14 protein-coding genes are annotated in these 16002 nt (G+C 71.1%); 9 read left to right on the forward strand and 5 right to left on the reverse strand.

Annotated elements, in window-relative coordinates; translation table 11 throughout:
* Positions 1-58: 58 nt before the first annotated feature.
* Entirely contained in the window at positions 59-1216 is a 1158-nt protein-coding gene (locus ACFYS8_RS25945; RefSeq protein ID WP_387644872.1) for a 5-(carboxyamino)imidazole ribonucleotide synthase, read from the forward strand.
* A gap of 28 nt (positions 1217-1244) precedes the next feature.
* Here the strand turns inward: ACFYS8_RS25945 and ACFYS8_RS25950 are convergent, their stop codons facing one another.
* A complete protein-coding gene (locus ACFYS8_RS25950; protein ID WP_387644875.1) occupies positions 1245-2465 on the reverse strand; it encodes an RNA-guided endonuclease InsQ/TnpB family protein in 1221 nt (406 codons plus the stop codon).
* 92 nt (positions 2466-2557) lie between these two features.
* Between ACFYS8_RS25950 and purE the strand changes: the two genes are divergently transcribed.
* From purE to ACFYS8_RS25965, 3 genes are read left to right on the forward strand one after another with little or no spacing between them, the layout of a single operon-like run.
* Positions 2558-3085 (forward strand): 5-(carboxyamino)imidazole ribonucleotide mutase, encoded by a 528-nt coding sequence (purE, locus tag ACFYS8_RS25955; protein WP_387644877.1) that lies wholly within the window; start codon positions 2558-2560, stop codon positions 3083-3085.
* A gap of 12 nt (positions 3086-3097) precedes the next feature.
* The gene (locus ACFYS8_RS25960; protein ID WP_387644879.1) at positions 3098-4291 is read left to right on the forward strand and encodes a dipeptidase; all 1194 of its coding nucleotides are present in this window, start codon (positions 3098-3100) and stop codon (positions 4289-4291) included.
* Positions 4292-4338: 47 nt separating this feature from the next.
* Positions 4339-5166 (forward strand): MerR family transcriptional regulator, encoded by an 828-nt coding sequence (locus tag ACFYS8_RS25965; RefSeq protein WP_387644882.1) that lies wholly within the window; start codon positions 4339-4341, stop codon positions 5164-5166.
* A 7-nt stretch (positions 5167-5173) separates the two neighbouring features.
* On the opposite strand, the gene ACFYS8_RS25970 is transcribed toward ACFYS8_RS25965, so the two are convergent.
* Both ACFYS8_RS25970 and ACFYS8_RS25975 read right to left on the reverse strand, forming a co-directional pair.
* Entirely contained in the window at positions 5174-5581 is a 408-nt protein-coding gene (locus ACFYS8_RS25970) for a CoA-binding protein (protein ID WP_387644884.1), read from the reverse strand.
* 28 nt (positions 5582-5609) lie between these two features.
* The gene (locus tag ACFYS8_RS25975; protein WP_387644886.1) at positions 5610-6953 is read right to left on the reverse strand and encodes a UDP-glucose dehydrogenase family protein; all 1344 of its coding nucleotides are present in this window, start codon (positions 6951-6953) and stop codon (positions 5610-5612) included.
* A gap of 141 nt (positions 6954-7094) precedes the next feature.
* On the opposite strand from ACFYS8_RS25975, the gene ACFYS8_RS25980 reads away from it, so the two are divergent.
* Positions 7095-8237 carry an LCP family protein gene (locus ACFYS8_RS25980; RefSeq protein ID WP_387644888.1) on the forward strand — a complete coding sequence of 381 codons (1143 nt, stop codon included), beginning with the start codon at positions 7095-7097 and terminating at the stop codon, positions 8235-8237.
* Between the two features lie 62 nt (positions 8238-8299).
* Positions 8300-9463, forward strand: coding sequence for an acyl-CoA dehydrogenase family protein (locus ACFYS8_RS25985; RefSeq protein ID WP_387644891.1), 1164 nt, complete (start codon positions 8300-8302; stop codon positions 9461-9463).
* A gap of 130 nt (positions 9464-9593) precedes the next feature.
* On the opposite strand, the gene ACFYS8_RS25990 is transcribed toward ACFYS8_RS25985, so the two are convergent.
* Positions 9594-10133, reverse strand: a complete 540-nt coding sequence (locus tag ACFYS8_RS25990) for a serine O-acetyltransferase (protein WP_387644894.1) — start codon at positions 10131-10133, stop codon at positions 9594-9596.
* An 89-nt stretch (positions 10134-10222) separates the two neighbouring features.
* Positions 10223-11533: an LCP family protein gene (locus ACFYS8_RS25995; RefSeq protein WP_387644897.1), complete on the reverse strand. Its 1311-nt coding sequence runs from the start codon at positions 11531-11533 to the stop codon at positions 10223-10225.
* A gap of 346 nt (positions 11534-11879) precedes the next feature.
* Between ACFYS8_RS25995 and ssuE the strand changes: the two genes are divergently transcribed.
* The 3 genes from ssuE (at position 11880) to ACFYS8_RS26010 (ending at position 15979) form a co-directional block, all read left to right on the forward strand.
* Entirely contained in the window at positions 11880-12434 is a 555-nt protein-coding gene (ssuE, locus tag ACFYS8_RS26000; RefSeq protein WP_387644899.1) for an NADPH-dependent FMN reductase, read from the forward strand.
* A gap of 184 nt (positions 12435-12618) precedes the next feature.
* Positions 12619-13404, forward strand: a complete 786-nt coding sequence (locus ACFYS8_RS26005) for an ABC transporter ATP-binding protein (protein WP_387644902.1) — start codon at positions 12619-12621, stop codon at positions 13402-13404.
* 16 nt (positions 13405-13420) lie between these two features.
* Positions 13421-15979, forward strand: coding sequence for an ABC transporter permease (locus ACFYS8_RS26010; RefSeq protein WP_387644904.1), 2559 nt, complete (start codon positions 13421-13423; stop codon positions 15977-15979).
* The last annotated feature ends 23 nt before the right edge of the window (positions 15980-16002 follow it).

A 16002-nucleotide genomic window follows, 5' to 3' on the forward strand; every position in this document is an offset into this window, starting at 1 on the left:
TACGCCCCACCCGCACGCCGGTGTTGGGGCTTTGACCGGCCCAGATATCCTGGAGCGCGTGACTGTAGCGGGCAATGCGAACTTTCCAGTGGTCGGAGTCATCGGCGGCGGGCAGCTCGCCCGCATGATGCACCAGGCGGGTATACCGCTGGGCATCCGCTTCAAACTCCTCGCCGACACCCCCCAGGAGTCGGCCGCGCAGGTGGTCGGCACCACCGTGCTCGGCGACTACCGCGACCTCGACGTGCTGCGGGCCTTCGCCGCCGGCTGCGACGTCATCACCTTCGACCACGAGCACGTACCCACCGAGCACCTGCGCGCCCTGCAGGCCGAGGGCGTCGCCGTCCGCCCCGGGCCGGACGCGCTGGTCAACGCCCAGGACAAGGGCGTCATGCGGGCCAAGCTCGACTCCATCGGCGTCCCCTGCCCCCGGCACCGGATCGTCGCCGACCCGGCCGATGTCACCGCGTTCGCCGCGGAGGGCGTGGGCTACCCCGTCGTCCTGAAGACCGTGCGCGGCGGCTACGACGGCAAGGGCGTCTGGGTCGTCAAGGACGAGGCCGAGGCCGCGGCCCCGTTCCTGGCCGGCGTGCCCGTGCTCGCCGAGGAGAAGGTCGACTTCGTCCGCGAACTCGCCGCCAACGTGGTGCGGTCGCCCAGCGGCCAGGCCGTCGCCTACCCGGTGGTCGAGTCGGTGCAGGAGAACGGCATCTGCGCCGAAGTCACCGCCCCCGCACCCGACCTGGACCCGGCGCTCTCCGACGAGGCCCAGCAGCTCGCCCTCCGGATCGCCGGCGAACTCGACATCACCGGCCACCTCGCGGTCGAACTCTTCCAGACCCGCGACGGCCGCATCCTGGTCAACGAACTCGCCATGCGCCCGCACAACTCCGGCCACTGGACCCAGGACGGCGCCGTCACCTCCCAGTTCGAGAACCACCTCCGGGCCGTCCTCGACCTCCCCCTCGGCGACCCCCGCCCCCGCGCCAAGTGGACCGTCATGGTCAACGTCCTCGGCGGCGACTACCCCGACATGTACCACGCCTTCCTGCACTGCATGGCCCGCGACCCCGGCCTCAAGATCCACATGTACGGAAAGGACGTGAAGCCCGGCCGCAAGGTCGGCCACGTCAACGTCTTCGGGGACGACCTCGAAGACGTCCGCGAGCGCGCCCGCCACGCGGCCGCCTACCTGCGAGGAACGATCACCGATTGACCTTCCCCTCCTCCTCGGAGGGGGTCCCTCAGCCTCGCGACCGAGCCGCCGCGCGTGAGCGCGGCGGTGGGACGACTTCCTGCTTCATCGACGACTGCCCGCCCGGAGTGCTCCGTTGAGGTCTTACGCCGTCTCCACAGGCTGCTGCCGCCAGCCCGGCGGCCAGGATGTTGCGTGCCGCGTTGATGTCCCGGTCGTGGACCGCGCCGCAGCCGCACTCCCAGTCGCGGACGGTCAGGGGCATGGTGTCGCGGATGGTTCCGCACGCGCCGCACAGCTTGGAGCTGGGGAACCACCGGTCGACGGTGATCAGCTCACGGCCGTACCAGACACACTTGTACGTCAATATGGCCCGCAACTCGCTCCAGGAACAGTCCGCGACAGCGCGGGACAGCTTCCGGTTCCTGAGCAGACTGCGAACCGTCAGGTCCTCGATCACGACCGCTTGGTTCTCGCGGACGAGCCGAGTGGTGAGCTTGTGCAGGTGGTCCCGGCGCCGGTCGGCGATTCGCGCGTGGACGCGGGCGACCTCGCGCCGGGCCTTCTCCCAGTTCGCCGATCCCTGAGCTTTGCGCGCGAGGGCTCGCTGGGCCCTGGCCAGGCGTTCCCGGTCGGCACGCTCGTGCTTCGGGTTGGGGATCTTCTCGCCGGTGGAGAGCGTCACCAGGGAAGTGATGCCGACATCGAGCCCCACAGCCGAGTCCAGCACGGGCAGTGGCCGGATGCCCGGGTCGTCGCACAGCATCGACACGAACCACCGTCCCGCCGCGTCCCGCGAGACGGTCACCGTGGACGGGGTGGCGCCCCCGGGCAGTGGCCGCGACCAGACGATGTCGAGCGGTTCGGCCATCTTTGCCAGCGTCAGCAGTCCGTCCCGGTAGCGGAATGCGGAGCGGGTGTACTCGGCGCTGTCACGGGATCGCTTCTTCGATTTGAATCGGGGGTGTTTCGCCCGCCTCTGCCAGAAGTTGGTGAACGCTGTCTGCAAGTGCCGCAGGGCCTGCTGCAGGGGCACGGAGGAGACCTCGGCGAGGAACGACAGCTCCTCGGTCCGTTTCCACGCCGTCAGCATCGCCGACGTCGCGCCGTAGCCCACCCGCTCGCCGCGTGCCGCCCAGGCCTCGGAACGGGCCGCCAGCGCCCGGTTGTAGACGAGGCGCACGCATCCGAACGTGCGCAACAGCTCGGCCGCCTGCGCATCGGTCGGGCGGAAGCGGAACCTGAAGGCCCGCTTGACGTGAAACGGCACTCACAGCCCACACGCTAGAACCTGCCACTGACACTGCGTCGGATGGCGACTTTGCTCCCGGCCGAAACCGGGGCATCAATGAAAGGATTGCTATGACTCAGGCCCCCCTTGTCGGCATCGTGATGGGCTCCGACTCCGACTGGCCCGTGATGGAGGCCGCCGCGCAGGCGCTCGACGAGTTCGAGGTGCCGTACGAGGTGGACGTGGTGTCCGCGCACCGGATGCCGCGCGAGATGGTCGCGTACGGGGAGCAGGCGCACGGGCGCGGGCTGAAGGCGATCATCGCCGGGGCCGGCGGCGCGGCGCACCTGCCGGGGATGCTGGCGTCGGTGACGCCGCTGCCGGTGATCGGGGTGCCGGTGCCGCTGCGGTACCTGGACGGGATGGACAGCCTGCTGTCGATCGTGCAGATGCCGGCCGGCGTGCCGGTGGCGACGGTCTCGGTGGCGGGGGCGCGCAACGCGGGCCTGCTCGCGGTGCGGATGCTGGCCGCGTTCGACGCCGAACTGGCGGAGAAGATGGTCGAGTTCCAGGCCGAGCTGAACAGCCAGGCGACCGAGAAGGGGCGCAAGCTTCGGGCCAAGGTCGCGGGGAACGAGTCCTTCGGCTTCGGCAAGTAGTAGAACGGGGGGATGACTCCCGAACTGATCGACCGTGCAAGGGCCGTCCTCCGCACCACCCCCGTGGTGGACGGCCACAACGACCTGCCGTGGGCGATGCGCGCCCAGGTCGGCTACGACCTCGACGCCATCGACCTGACGGCCGATCAGAGCCACCGGCTGCACACCGACTTCGGCCGCCTGCGGGCGGGCGGGGTCGGTGCCCAGTTCTGGTCGGTGTTCGTGCCCGCCGAGCTGTCCGGCGACGGCGCGGTCAGCGCGACGCTGGAGCAGATCGACTTCGTCCGGACGATGACCGAGCGGTACCCCGAGCACCTGCGGCTCGCGCTGACCGCCGACGACCTGGAGAGCGCCCGCGAGGCGGGCCTGATCGCCTCACTGATGGGCGCCGAGGGCGGACACTCCGTCAACTCCTCGCTGGCCACCCTGCGGGCGCTGTACGAGCTCGGTGTGCGGTACCTGACGCTCACCCACAACTCCAACGTTCCGTGGGCGGACTCCGCCACCGACGAGCCGGTGCACGGCGGCCTCACCAAGTTCGGCGAGGAGGTCGTCCGGGAGATGAACCGGCTCGGCATGCTGGTCGACCTCTCGCACGTCTCCGCCGACACCATGCGCGACGCGCTGCGGGTCTCCGAGGCCCCGGTGGTCTTCTCGCACTCCTCCTCCCGCGCGGTCTGCGACCACCCGCGCAACATCCCCGACGACGTGCTCGCCGCGCTGCCCGGCAACGGCGGCGTCGCGATGGCCACCTTCGTGCCGATGTTCGTGCTGGCCGACGCCATCGAGTGGACGTACGCCGCCGACGCCAACATGACCGCGAACGGGTTCAGCCCGTTCGACAACTCCCCGGAGGCGATGGCCGTGCAGCAGGCCTTCGCGGCCGAGCGCCCGCGCCCGATCGCCACCGCCGCCGATGTGGCCGACCACCTCGACCACATGCGCGAGGTGGCGGGCATCGACCACATCGGCATCGGCGGCGACTTCGACGGCACCCCGTTCCTGCCGTCCGGCCTGGACGACGTGGCCGGCTACCCGGTGCTGATCGCCGAACTCCTGCGCCGCAGCTGGTCCGAGGCCGACCTCGCCAAGCTCACCTGGCACAACGCCGTCCGGACGCTGCGCGAGGCCGAGACGGTGGCCCGCCGCCTGCGGTCCGAGCGCGGGCCGTCGATCGCCACCCGGGAGCAGCTGGACGGCGCATGAACGACCGGCTTGACCCTGCCCCTGGGGCAGGCCCGACGCTGACCGGCGTGGAGGAAGAACGGCTGCTCAGCACGGGTGAGTTCGCCCGCCGGGGCCTGCTGTCGCCGAAGGCGCTGCGGCTGTACGACCGGCAGGGCCTGCTCCCGCCGGACGTGGTCGACCCGGTCACCGGCTACCGGTACTACCGGGCCGGCCGGCTGCGCACCGCGCGGCTGATCGTCCGGCTGCGCGGCCTGGACATGCCGCTCGCCACGGTCGCCGAGGTGCTCGCCCTGCCGAGCGCCGAGGCGGCCGGGCGGGTCGCCGCGTACTGGGCGGCCGTCGAACGGCGCACCGCTTCGCAGCGGGCGCTGGCCGAACACCTCCGCATCCAACTCAGCGGACTGGAAGGAATCGACGAGATGTACCGGATCGAACAGCGCGAGGTGCCGGACCAGTTGGTGCTCACCGAGCAGCGCCGGGCCAGGCCGGAGGAGCTGGACGAGTTCATCGGCGGCGCCACCAGCAGGCTGACGAAGGCGGCCGAGGGGCTCGGCGGCACGGTCGCCGCTCCGTTCGTGATCTACCACGGGGAGGTCAACGAGGACGCCGACGGCCCGGTCGAGGTCTGCGTGCCGATCGACCCGGCCCGGGCCGGCGAGGTCACCGTCCCGCACCGGGTCGAGCCCGCGCACCGTGAGGCGTACACCCGGATCACCAAGGCACAGGTGGACTTCCCGCAGATCCTCACCGCCTACGACGCGGTGTGCGGGTGGATCGAGTCGGCGGACACCGAGCGGACCGGGCCGGGCCGGGAGGTCTACTTCGCCGACTTCATGGCCGCCGGCCCGGACGAGCCGGTCTGCGACATCGCCTTCCCCGTCCGGGCGGTCTGACCCGGCGTCACAGCCGGGGCAGTTCAATCGCCGGGCAGCGGTTCATCACCATGTCCAGCCCGGCGGCCCGGGTACGGCCGTAGGCGGCCTCGTCGACCACCCCGAGCTGGAACCAGACGGCCTTGGCGCCCTTCGTCACCGCCTGGTCGGCGACCTCGCCGGCCAGCTCGGAGTTGACGAACACGTCCACCACGTCGACCGGGAACGGGATCTCGGCGAGCGAGGCGTAGCCTTGCTCGCCGAGCACCGTCTCGGCCTTCGGGTGCACCGGCACGACCCGCTTGCCGGCCCGCCGCAGCACCTGCGCCACCCCGTACGCGGCGCGCGCGGTGTTGGTGGACAGGCCGACCACGGCCCAGGTGTCGCCGCTGGAGGTGAGGATCTTCCGGACGGTGGCGTCGTCTCCGTAGCTCATGCCGGTGAGAACCCGCCGCCCCGCGCGGTCATTCCGCGAACGGCCGGCCCATCGCCCGGTACGTCCAGCCGGCGGCCCGCCAGGCGTCGCCGTCCAGCACGTTGCGGCCGTCCAGCAGGCGGCGCTCGGCGACCAGGGCGCCGACCTCGGCCGGGTCCAGCTCGCGGAACTCCTGCCACTCGGTGAGGTGCAGCACCACGTGCGCACCCTGGACGGCCTCCAGCGCGGACGCCGCGTACGACAGGCTGGGGAACATCTTGCGGGCGTTGTCCATGGCCTTCGGGTCGTAGACCGTCACCTGGGCGCCCTGGAGCTGGATCTGGCCGGCCACATTCAGGGCCGGCGAGTCCCGGATGTCGTCCGAGTTCGGCTTGAACGCCGCGCCCAGCACCGCCACCCGGCGGCCCAGGAAGCCGCCGCCGCACTGCTCGCGGGCCAGTTCCACCATCCGGGAGCGGCGCCGCATGTTGATCGAGTCGACCTCGCGCAGGAAGGTCAGCGCCTGGTCGGCGCCCAGCTCCCCGGCCCGGGCCATGAACGCCCGGATGTCCTTGGGCAGGCAGCCGCCGCCGAAGCCCAGCCCGGCGTTCAGGAACTTGCCGCCGATCCGTGCGTCGTAGGAGAGCGCCTTGGACAGCTGCACCACGTCGGCGCCGGCGCTCTCGCAGACCTCGGCCATCGCGTTTATGAACGAGATCTTGGTGGCCAGGAAGGAGTTCGCGGCGGCCTTCACCAGTTCCGCGGTCGCGAAGTCGGTCACCACGAACGGCACGCCGTCCGCGATCGGGCCCGCGTACACCTCGCGCAGCAGCTGTTCGGCGCGCTCGCTGCGCACGCCCACCACCAGGCGGTCCGGGTGCAGGGTGTCGCCGACGGCGTAGCCCTCGCGCAGGAACTCCGGGTTCCAGGCCAGCTCGACCTGCTCGCCGGCCGGGGCCAGCGCGGCCAGCCGCTCCGCCAGCCGGTTCGCCGAGCCCACCGGCACGGTGGACTTGCCGACCACCAGGGCCGGCCGGTCCAGGTGCGGGGCGAGCGAGTCGACCGCGGCGTCCACGTAGCTCATGTCGGCCGCGAACTCGCCCTTGCGCTGCGGCGTGTTGACGCAGATGAAGTGCACGTCGCCGAAGGCCGCGACCTCTTCCCAGGAGTCGGTGAACCGCAGCCGCCCGGTCGAGCCCTCGTGGCCCTCCACGTGCTTCAGCAGCAGCTCCGACAGCCCGGGCTCGAACATCGGCACCCGGCCCGCGGCCAGCGACGCCAGCTTCTCCCGGTCGATGTCCAGCCCGAGGACCTCGAAACCGAGCTCGGCCATGCACGCGGCATGCGTGGCGCCCAGGTAGCCGGTACCGATCACCGTGATGCGCGGAGCCACGGGCGTTCCCTTCCGTTCGGGCCGTTCCAGGCAGTGCGACGGCCGCACGCACAGATGGTATCGGTACCGCTACCACCTGCGGGATCCGCCGATTTCACGGTTTCCCCCCGAAAGTCTGTACGGAAGGTTCACAATGCGCGCATGACTGCCGAGGAGCGGCCCGACGGGGCCGACGAGGACCAGGGGTTACTCAGCATCTTCGACCGCGACGACGAGCAGGACCCTTCGGGTGAGGAGAGCGAGGGCGGGAAGGCGCCGCGCCGCCGCCGGGGCCGCCGGCTGCTGCTGTGGACCCTCGTCGTGCTGCTGGTGCTGTTCGGCACCGGCTTCGGCGCCCTGGTGTGGACCGCCGACCACTACGCGTCCTCGGTGGCCCGGATCCCGAACGCCTTCCCGACCGGCACCGCCGCGCAGCCCACCGCCGTCCCGCACACCGGCCAGACCTTCCTGCTGGTCGGCCTGGACGCCCGCTCCGACCAGCCCACCACCGGCAAGGACGCCAAGGCCCCCGCCTGGCAGCTGGGCGCCCAGCGCAGCGACACCATGATGCTGATGCACATCTCCGCCGACCGGAAGTCCGTCTCCGTGGTGTCCATCCCGCGCGACACCTGGGTGCCCGTCCCCGGCCACGGCAAGGCGAAGATCAACGCCGCGTACTCCTGGGGCGGCCCCGCGCTGATGGTGCAGACCGTCCAGGACCTCACCCACATCCGGATCGACCACATCGCGGTGATCGACTGGAACGGCTTCCGGGCCCTCACCGACGCCGTCGGCGGCGTCGACATCACCATCCCGCGCACCATCGAGGCCAAGGGCGACGCCCGCGAATGGCTGGCCGGTACCCACCACATGGACGGCGCCGAGGCCCTGCTCTACGTCCGCGAACGCCACGGCCTGCCGAACGGCGACCTCGACCGCACCAAGCGCCAGCAGAACTTCCTGCGTTCGCTGATGCTCCGCACCATGAACTCCGGCACCCTCTCCAGCCCCGGCAAACTCACCGGCCTGCTCGGCACCGTCGGCGACGTGGTCTCCGTCGACGACCGGCTCAGCAACAGCGACCTCTATGACCTCGCCTGGAGCCTGCGCGCGATCCGCCCCGACGGCGTCCACTTCATGAACGCCCCCTTCGGCGGCTTCGACTCCATCGACGGCCAGTCCGTCGTCCTGATGGACGACGGCGCCGCCGGCCTGCTCTGGGACGCGATGCGCGGCGACCGGATGGACGAGTACCTCACCGAGCACCGCACCAGCGGCGACACCCTCGGCGACAAGGTCGACTGACGTCGGCGTGCGCGCCTACGATGGGCATTACTCAACGGTAACTATCGCAAGGGGCAGAGCAGATGGCGGGTAACTCCGGAGCGGACTTCGACCTCTACCGACTGAGCGAGGAGCACGACATGCTCCGCGAGGCGGTGCGTTCGCTGGCGGAGGCGAAGATCGCCCCGTTCGCGGCGGCGGTGGACGAGGAGGGGCGGTTCCCTTCGGAGGCCCTCGAGGCGCTGCAGGCGAACGACCTGCACGCGGTGCACGTGCCGGAGGAGTACGGCGGCGCGGGTGCGGACGCGCTGGCGACGGTGATCGTGATCGAGGAGGTGGCGCGGGTGTGCGCCTCCTCGTCGCTGATTCCGGCGGTGAACAAGCTGGGTTCGCTGCCGGTGCAGCTGTCCGGTTCGGAGGAGCTGAAGGCCAAGTACCTGGGGGCGCTGGCCCGCGGTGAGGGCATGTTCTCGTACTGCCTGTCGGAGCCGGAGGCGGGTTCGGACGCGGCCGGCATGAAGACCCGGGCGGTGCGGGACGGTGACTTCTGGGTGCTCAACGGTGTGAAGCGGTGGATCACCAACGCGGGTGTGTCGGAGTTCTACACGGTGATGGCCGTGACGGACCCCTCGCTGCGGTCGAAGGGCATCTCGGCGTTCGTGGTGGAGAAGGGCGACGAGGGTGTGTCGTTCGGCGCGCCGGAGAAGAAGCTCGGCATCAAGGGTTCGCCGACGCGTGAGGTGTACTTCGACAACGTGCGGATCCCGGCGGACCGGATGATCGGCGCGGAGGGCACGGGTTTCGCGACGGCGATGCGGACGCTGGACCACACCCGGGTGACGATCGCCGCGCAGGCGCTGGGCATCGCGCAGGGCGCGCTGGACTACGCGAAGGGCTATGTGAAGGAGCGCAAGCAGTTCGGGAAGGCGATCGCGGAGTTCCAGGGCGTCCAGTTCATGCTGGCCGACATGGCGATGAAGCTGGAGGCGGCGCGGCAGTTGACCTATGCCGCGGCGGCGAAGTCGCAGCGCGGTGACGGCGATCTGACGTTCTTCGGGGCGTCGGCGAAGTGCTTCGCTTCGGACGTGGCGATGGAGGTCACGACGGACGCGGTGCAGCTGCTGGGCGGGTACGGGTACACGCGGGACTACCCGGTGGAGCGGATGATGCGCGACGCGAAGATCACCCAGATCTACGAGGGCACCAACCAGGTCCAGCGCATCGTCATGGCCCGTAACCTGCCGTAGCAGGCGAGAACCACCAGGGGCGTTGGGAGCTGCGAGGGTGCGAAACCGGGGGCGCGGGGAACTGCGCGAAGCGGAAGGTGCCCGTCGGCAAGATCGCGACGTAGGGCAATGACTTGCACTTGATCGCGACCTAGCTGGCGTGCGCTCCTTGCCCGCGCAGTTCCGCCCCCTCGCTTCGCTGGGGGGACCCCCAGCGCCCCCGGTTGTGCTCTCCCTGGTCACGCTCTCCCTGGTTTGGCGCCCTCATCCCCACACGCCGGGCCGGGGCGCCGGCCCAAATTTCGTTGGGCCCAGTGGAATGCGTGAGCACCGCGTTCGCGCCGATGACGGTTCCGGCGCCGACCGTGAGGACGCCCGACTTGCAGACGATCTTCGCGCCGGCGCAGACCACCACCCCGTCCTCCAGGACGACCCGTCGCATCGCGGATTCCTCCTGCGGGACCCACGGGTCGGCGCGGCCGATGGTGACGCCGTTGTAGAGGGTGACGTTCGCGCCGAGGGTGGTGAAGGGGTGCAGGACGGTGCCGAAGCCGCGGTGGTAGACGAGCAGGCCGGGGCCGATCTCGGCGGCGGCGGGGACCTCCACGCCGTAGAGGGCCAGGGCTTCCTGGACCAGGCGGCCGAACAGCCGGCTTCGGCGGCGGTAGATGAGGGAGGTCACCAGAGACATGGCGGACATTGTTCCGGCGAGCTGCCCGATGAAGCGTCAACGACGCGCCGGAGGGCGGGAGTTCGAAAACTCCCGCCCTCCGGTGGTGGTCACTTCGTGTCGGGAACCGCGGTGTCGTTCTTCATCGCGTCGAAGACGGCCTTGGACTTCGTCGGGTCCCACTTGACGGCGGATTCGCCGGTGGGGGTGCGGAAGTCGGGGTTGCCGATCGGGACGGTGATGGTCTGGCCGGCGCCGCCGGTGACGCCCTTCATGGCGAGGAACATCGAGCCGAGGTCGGTGAGGCCGGCGTCGTTGTCGACGATCAGGGTGTCGAGGCCGGCGGAGGCCAGCGGGTAGAACGTGAAGGGGTTGAGCAGGGTGCCGGGGGAGGCGGCCTGCTTGGCGAGGGCGCCGAGGAACTTCTGCTGGTTCCGCATCCGGCCGAGGTCCTGGTCGGCCATCTGGTGCCGCTGGCGGACGAAGGCGAGGGCCTGCTTGCCGGTCAGGGTCTGGGTGCCGGCCTGGAGGTCGAGGCCGGAGTCCTTGTCCTTGATCGGCTGGTCGATGGTCATCTCGACGCCGCCGACGGCGTCGACCAGGCCGACGAATCCGGCGAAGCCGATCTCCGCGTAGTGGTCGATGCGCAGGCCGGTGTTGGTCTCGACGGTCTGCACCAGGAGCCGGCCGCCGCCGCTCGCGAAGGAGGCGTTGATCTTGTGGGTGCTGGCGGCTATGGACTTTCCGCTGCCGGAGGTGTCCTGGTGGGCGGGTATCTGCACCCAGGAGTCGCGCGGGATCGACATCAGGGTGTTTCCGTGGTCGCCGATGTGCAGGATCATCATCGAGTCGCTGCGCTTGCCCTCGGCGGAGCCGGTGTGGAGGTTGTCCTCCTGGGCGTCGGTGAGGCCCTCGCGGCTGTCCGAGCCCACGATCAGCCAGTTCGTTCCCTTGCCGGCTGCCGGGCGGCCCGGGTAGTCGGCGAGCACGTTCTCGTGCCGGAGCTTGCCGTCGGCCCAGAAGTAGGTGCCGATCCCGGTGGTGAGCAGCGCCAGGACCAGGCCGAGCGCCGAGTATCCGATGATCTTCTTGCGCGAGCGGCGCGGCCGGGCCGACTGCGGGGCGCCGTCGCCCCGCGGGTTCGGCTCCGGCTCGTACGACGGCTGCCCGTACGGCGGTTGGCCACCGTACGGAGGCTGCCCGCCAGGGCCGCCGGGCCCGCCGGGGCCACCAGGACTGCCGGGCCCGCCAGGCATGCCGCCCTGGTACGGGGGCTGGTCGGGGCGGGAGAGCGGGACGCCCGTGCCGCGCGGATTCAACGACGGAGGCAGCGGCGGCTCCCCGCCCGCCCCGCCCCGGCCGCGTGCCGCGTCGCCCTGCCCGTATGCGCCGCCCCCCGGGCGCTCCTGCCACGTGTTCATGAGGGGAAGGATGCCCGAACCTCGGGCCGCGTGGTGATCGTCCGGCTCGGAGGGGGCTCCTTGTGGCCGTTTTGATGCAGGGCCCGGACCGTTCGGTGCGGTGTTCACCGGCCGGACACGGCCTTGACCCGGTAAAACCGCACGTGTTTGCATGGCCGCATGGAGCAGCGGAAGGTCCTCACCCGTCGGCGGCACGTCGACCACGGTCGGGTGTCCTGCTCGCTGTGTCGCGGCTGAGTCCTCGCCGCGCATTCACCCCCGGGCGAGCCCGCGCCCTCGCCCTCGCGTTCCCGTTTCTTCCGTTTCCGGCCGCCGTGCCCGCGGCCGTACGCACCGAGGTGACTCCATGGCCGTGATCCTTTCCGTCTCCGGCTCCCCGTCCGCGACCTCCCGCACCACGAAGCTGCTGCGCCACGTCGACCGCCGGCTGGTCTCGCACGGCCACCGGGTGGAGGCGCTGGACGCCCGCTCGCTGCCCGCCGGGGCGCTGCTGGCCGCCGATACGGCCGATCCGGCGATAGCCCGCGCCGTCGAGCTGTTCGAGCGGGCGGACGCGGTGGTGATCGGCACGCCGGTGTACAAGGCCGCCTACTCGGGGCTGCTGAAGGCGCTGCTCGACCTGCTGCCGCAGTACGCGCTGCGCGGCAAGACCGTTCTTCCGCTGGCCACCGGCGGCTCCACCGCGCACGTGCTGGCGGTGGACTACGCGCTGCGGCCGGTGCTGAACTCGATGGGCGCCGCGCACATCACCCAGGGCTGGTTCGTGCTGGACCGGCACATCGTGGTGCGCGAGGACGGCGGCACCGAGCTGGAGCGGGAGACCGAGGTGCTGCTGACCCCGGTGGTGGACGCGTTCTCCGCCGCGCTCCAGCCGCGGGCCGAACTGGCCGTCACGGCCTGACAGTTCGTCAACCACCGGGATCGGGACCCTTACCCCGCGGGGCGCGGACCCCTAGGGGAGAGGGCCCCGACCCCGGAGCGTTTCCCGGTGGTGGCCTTCGTCCCGGTGGAGGACGTAAGGGCGCGGTTAAGACGGGAGGCTTGAGGACATCGGGCGGACCCCACCCCACCTCAAGGAGCAAGCAGTGACCACGGCAGCGAGCGCCGCGCACCTCACACCCGTAGCCCAGCAGAACGACGTCGCCGCCCGGGCCCGGCAGGTGACCAAGGCGTACGGGACGGGCGAGACCCGGGTGACGGCGCTGAACGCGGTCGACGTGGACATCGAGCGCGGCCGGTTCACCGCGATCATGGGTCCGTCGGGCTCCGGCAAGTCGACCCTGATGCACTGCCTGGCCGGCCTGGACAGCGTCTCCGAGGGGCGGATCTGGATCGGCGACACCGAGGTCACCGGCCTGAAGGACAAGCAGCTGACCCGGCTGCGCCGCGACAAGATCGGCTTCATCTTCCAGGCGTTCAACCTGCTGCCGACGCTGAACGCGCTGGAGAACATCACGCTGCCGATGGACATCGCCGGCCGCAAGCCCGACCGGGCGTGGCTGGAGCAGGTGATCGAGACCGTCGGCCTGTCCGGCCGGCTCAAGCACCGGCCCGGGCAGCTCTCCGGCGGCCAGCAGCAGCGCGTCGCGGTGGCCCGGGCGCTGGCCGCCCGGCCCGAGATCATCTTCGGCGACGAGCCCACCGGCAACCTGGACTCCCGCTCCGGCGCGGAGGTGCTCGGCTTCCTGCGCCGCTCGGTCGACGAACTCGGCCAGACCATCGTCATGGTGACCCACGACCCGGTGGCCGCCGGCCACGCGGACCGGGTGCTGTTCCTGGCCGACGGCGTGATCGTCGACGAGATGCACAACCCGACCGCCGACTCCGTCCTGACCCGCATGCGCCGTTTCGACGGCAAGCGCACCAGCTGAGACGGGACCGGGAACGATGCTGCTCAAGACTTCGCTGCGGAGCTTCCTCGCGCACAAGTGGCGCCTGGTGCTCTCCCTGCTGGCCGTGGTGCTCTCGGTCGCCTTCGTGGCCGGCACCCTGGTCTTCTACAACACCGCCACCACCACCTTCGACCGGCTGTTCGCCGCCACCGCCTCCGACCTGTCGGTGCGCAAGGCGCAGGACGAACTGACCGCCGACGGCCCCGGCCGGGCCCCGACCGTCCCGGTCGACGTCCAGAAGAAGCTCGCCGCCGAACCGGGCGTCAAGGCCGCCGTCGGCAACGTCTTCGCCTCCACCGCGACCCTGGTCGACCCGGCCACCAACAAGCTGGTCGGCCCGACCTCCGGCGCCCCCACCCTGACCGGCAACTGGACGGACTCGCCGCGCACGTCGGTCGACATCACCTCCGGCCACCAGCCGCAGGGCGCCGACCAGTTGATGCTGGACGCCGACACCGCCAAGAAGTCCGGCCTCGGCCTGGGCGGCAAGCTTCGGGTGATCACCGAGACCGGTAACTACGACTTCACCATCTCCGGCATCGTCACCTTCCGGACCACCAACCCCGGTGCGGCGCTGGCCTTCCTGGACACCCCGACCGCGCAGCGGGTGCTGCTCGGCACCGAGGCGTACACCTCCGTCGAGCTGTTCGGCGACGGCAGCCGCAGCAACGACGAGCTGAAGACCGCCGCGCTGGCCGGCCTCGGCAACGGCTTCGAGGCGAAGACCGCCGCCGAGCAGCAGAAGGAGAACTCGGCGGGCGTCGGCTCGTTCCTGAAGTTCATGAAGTGGGCGATGCTCGGCTTCGCCTTCCTGTCGGCCGCCGTCGGCATCTTCCTGATCGTCAACACCTTCTCCATGCTGGTCACCCAGCGCACCCGGGAGATCGGCCTGCTGCGCGCCATCGGCGGCAGCCGGTCGCAGGTCAACCGCTCGGTGCTGGTCGAGGGCCTGATCCTCGGCCTGATCGGCTCCACCATCGGCATCGGCGCCGGCCTCGGCCTGGCCGCCGGCATGATCCAGCTGATGAAGGCGACCGGGATGAACCTGGACGCCTCCTCGCTCCAGATCACCTGGGCCGTCCCGGTGGTCGGCTACGCCGTCGGCCTGCCGGTCACCCTGCTCGCCGCGTTCTTCCCGGCCCGCCGCGCCGCCCGGATCACCCCGATGGCCGCGCTGCTCGACCACTCCGCCCCGGCCGAACCGCGCGCCAACCGGATCCGGGCCGCGGTCGGCCTGCTGATCACCGGTGCCGGCGTTGCCGCGCTGGTGCTCGCCGCGGGCTCGCCCGGCTCCACCGGCGGGATGCTGCTCGGCCTCGGCCTGCTGGCCACCCTGGCCGGTTCGGTGGTGCTCGGTCCGCTGCTGGTCTCCATGCTGGTCCGGCTGTTCGGCGGCCTGCTGCCCGCACTGTTCGGCCCGGCCGGGCGGCTCGCCCAGCGCAACGTGGTCCGCAACCCGCGGCGCACCGGCTCCACCGCCGCCGCGCTGATGATCGGACTGGCCGTGGTGATCGGCGCCTCGGTGGTCACCTCCTCGATGGTCGGCTCGATGACCTCGCAGATCGACAAGTCCGTCGGCGCCGACTACGTGGTGGACGGCGGCCACGGCGCCCTCACCCCCGCCATGGTCGACGCCGCCCGGCGCACCAACGGCCTCGACCACCTGACCGAGCAGCGGAACGTCCCCGCCGAGATCACGCTGCCCGACGGCGGCACCCTGCGCACCCGGCTCGCCGTCTCCGGCGCCAGCCTGCTGAAGGACTTCCGGCTCCCGATCGCCTCCGGCAACGCCGAGGCGGTGTTCGCCGACGGCGGCATCTCGGTCGGCCAGGACTTCGCCGACGAGCACCACCTCAAGGTCGGCGACCAGCTCAACGTCAACTACGGCGAGGGCCGCGGCCAGACCCTCAAGGTCGCCGCCGTCATCAAGACCGGCAACCAGCTGTTCGACCAGCGCTTCTTCACCGGCACCGACACCGTCGCCAAGGCGATGAACGGTCAACTGCCGCCCGTCGGCCTACTGCTCGGCGCCGCGTCGGCCGGAGCCGACAAGGGCGCGGTGCTCGCGGACCTGCAGAAGTCGCTGGCCGACTACCCGCAGCTGGTGGTCAAGGACCAGGCCGGCTACAAGGAGATGGTCAAGTCCCAGTTCGACCAGCTGCTCGCCATGGTCTACGGCCTGCTCGGCCTGACGATCGTGGTCGCCGTCCTCGGCGTGGTCAACACGCTGGCGCTGTCCGTGGTCGAACGCACCCGGGAGATCGGCCTGCTGCGCGCCATCGGCCTGTCCCGCCGTCAGCTGCGCCGCACCGTCCGCCTGGAGTCCGTGGTGATCGCCCTGTTCGGCGCCGTCCTCGGCACCGTGCTCGGTCTCAGCTGGGGCGTCACCGCCCGCGCCGTCCTGGCCGAACAGGGCCTGACGGTGCTGACCATTCCCACCGGCACAGTCGTCACCGTGCTGATCGGCTCCGTCGTGGTCGGCCTGGTCGCCGCCCTCGTCCCGGCCTTCCGCGCCGCGAGGATGAACGTCCTGGCCGCCATCGCCACCGACTGACCGCTTGTCCCGACCAGCAGGCC

Source organism: Kitasatospora sp. NPDC004615, from assembly GCF_042873545.1.
GTDB lineage: Bacteria > Actinomycetota > Actinomycetes > Streptomycetales > Streptomycetaceae > Kitasatospora.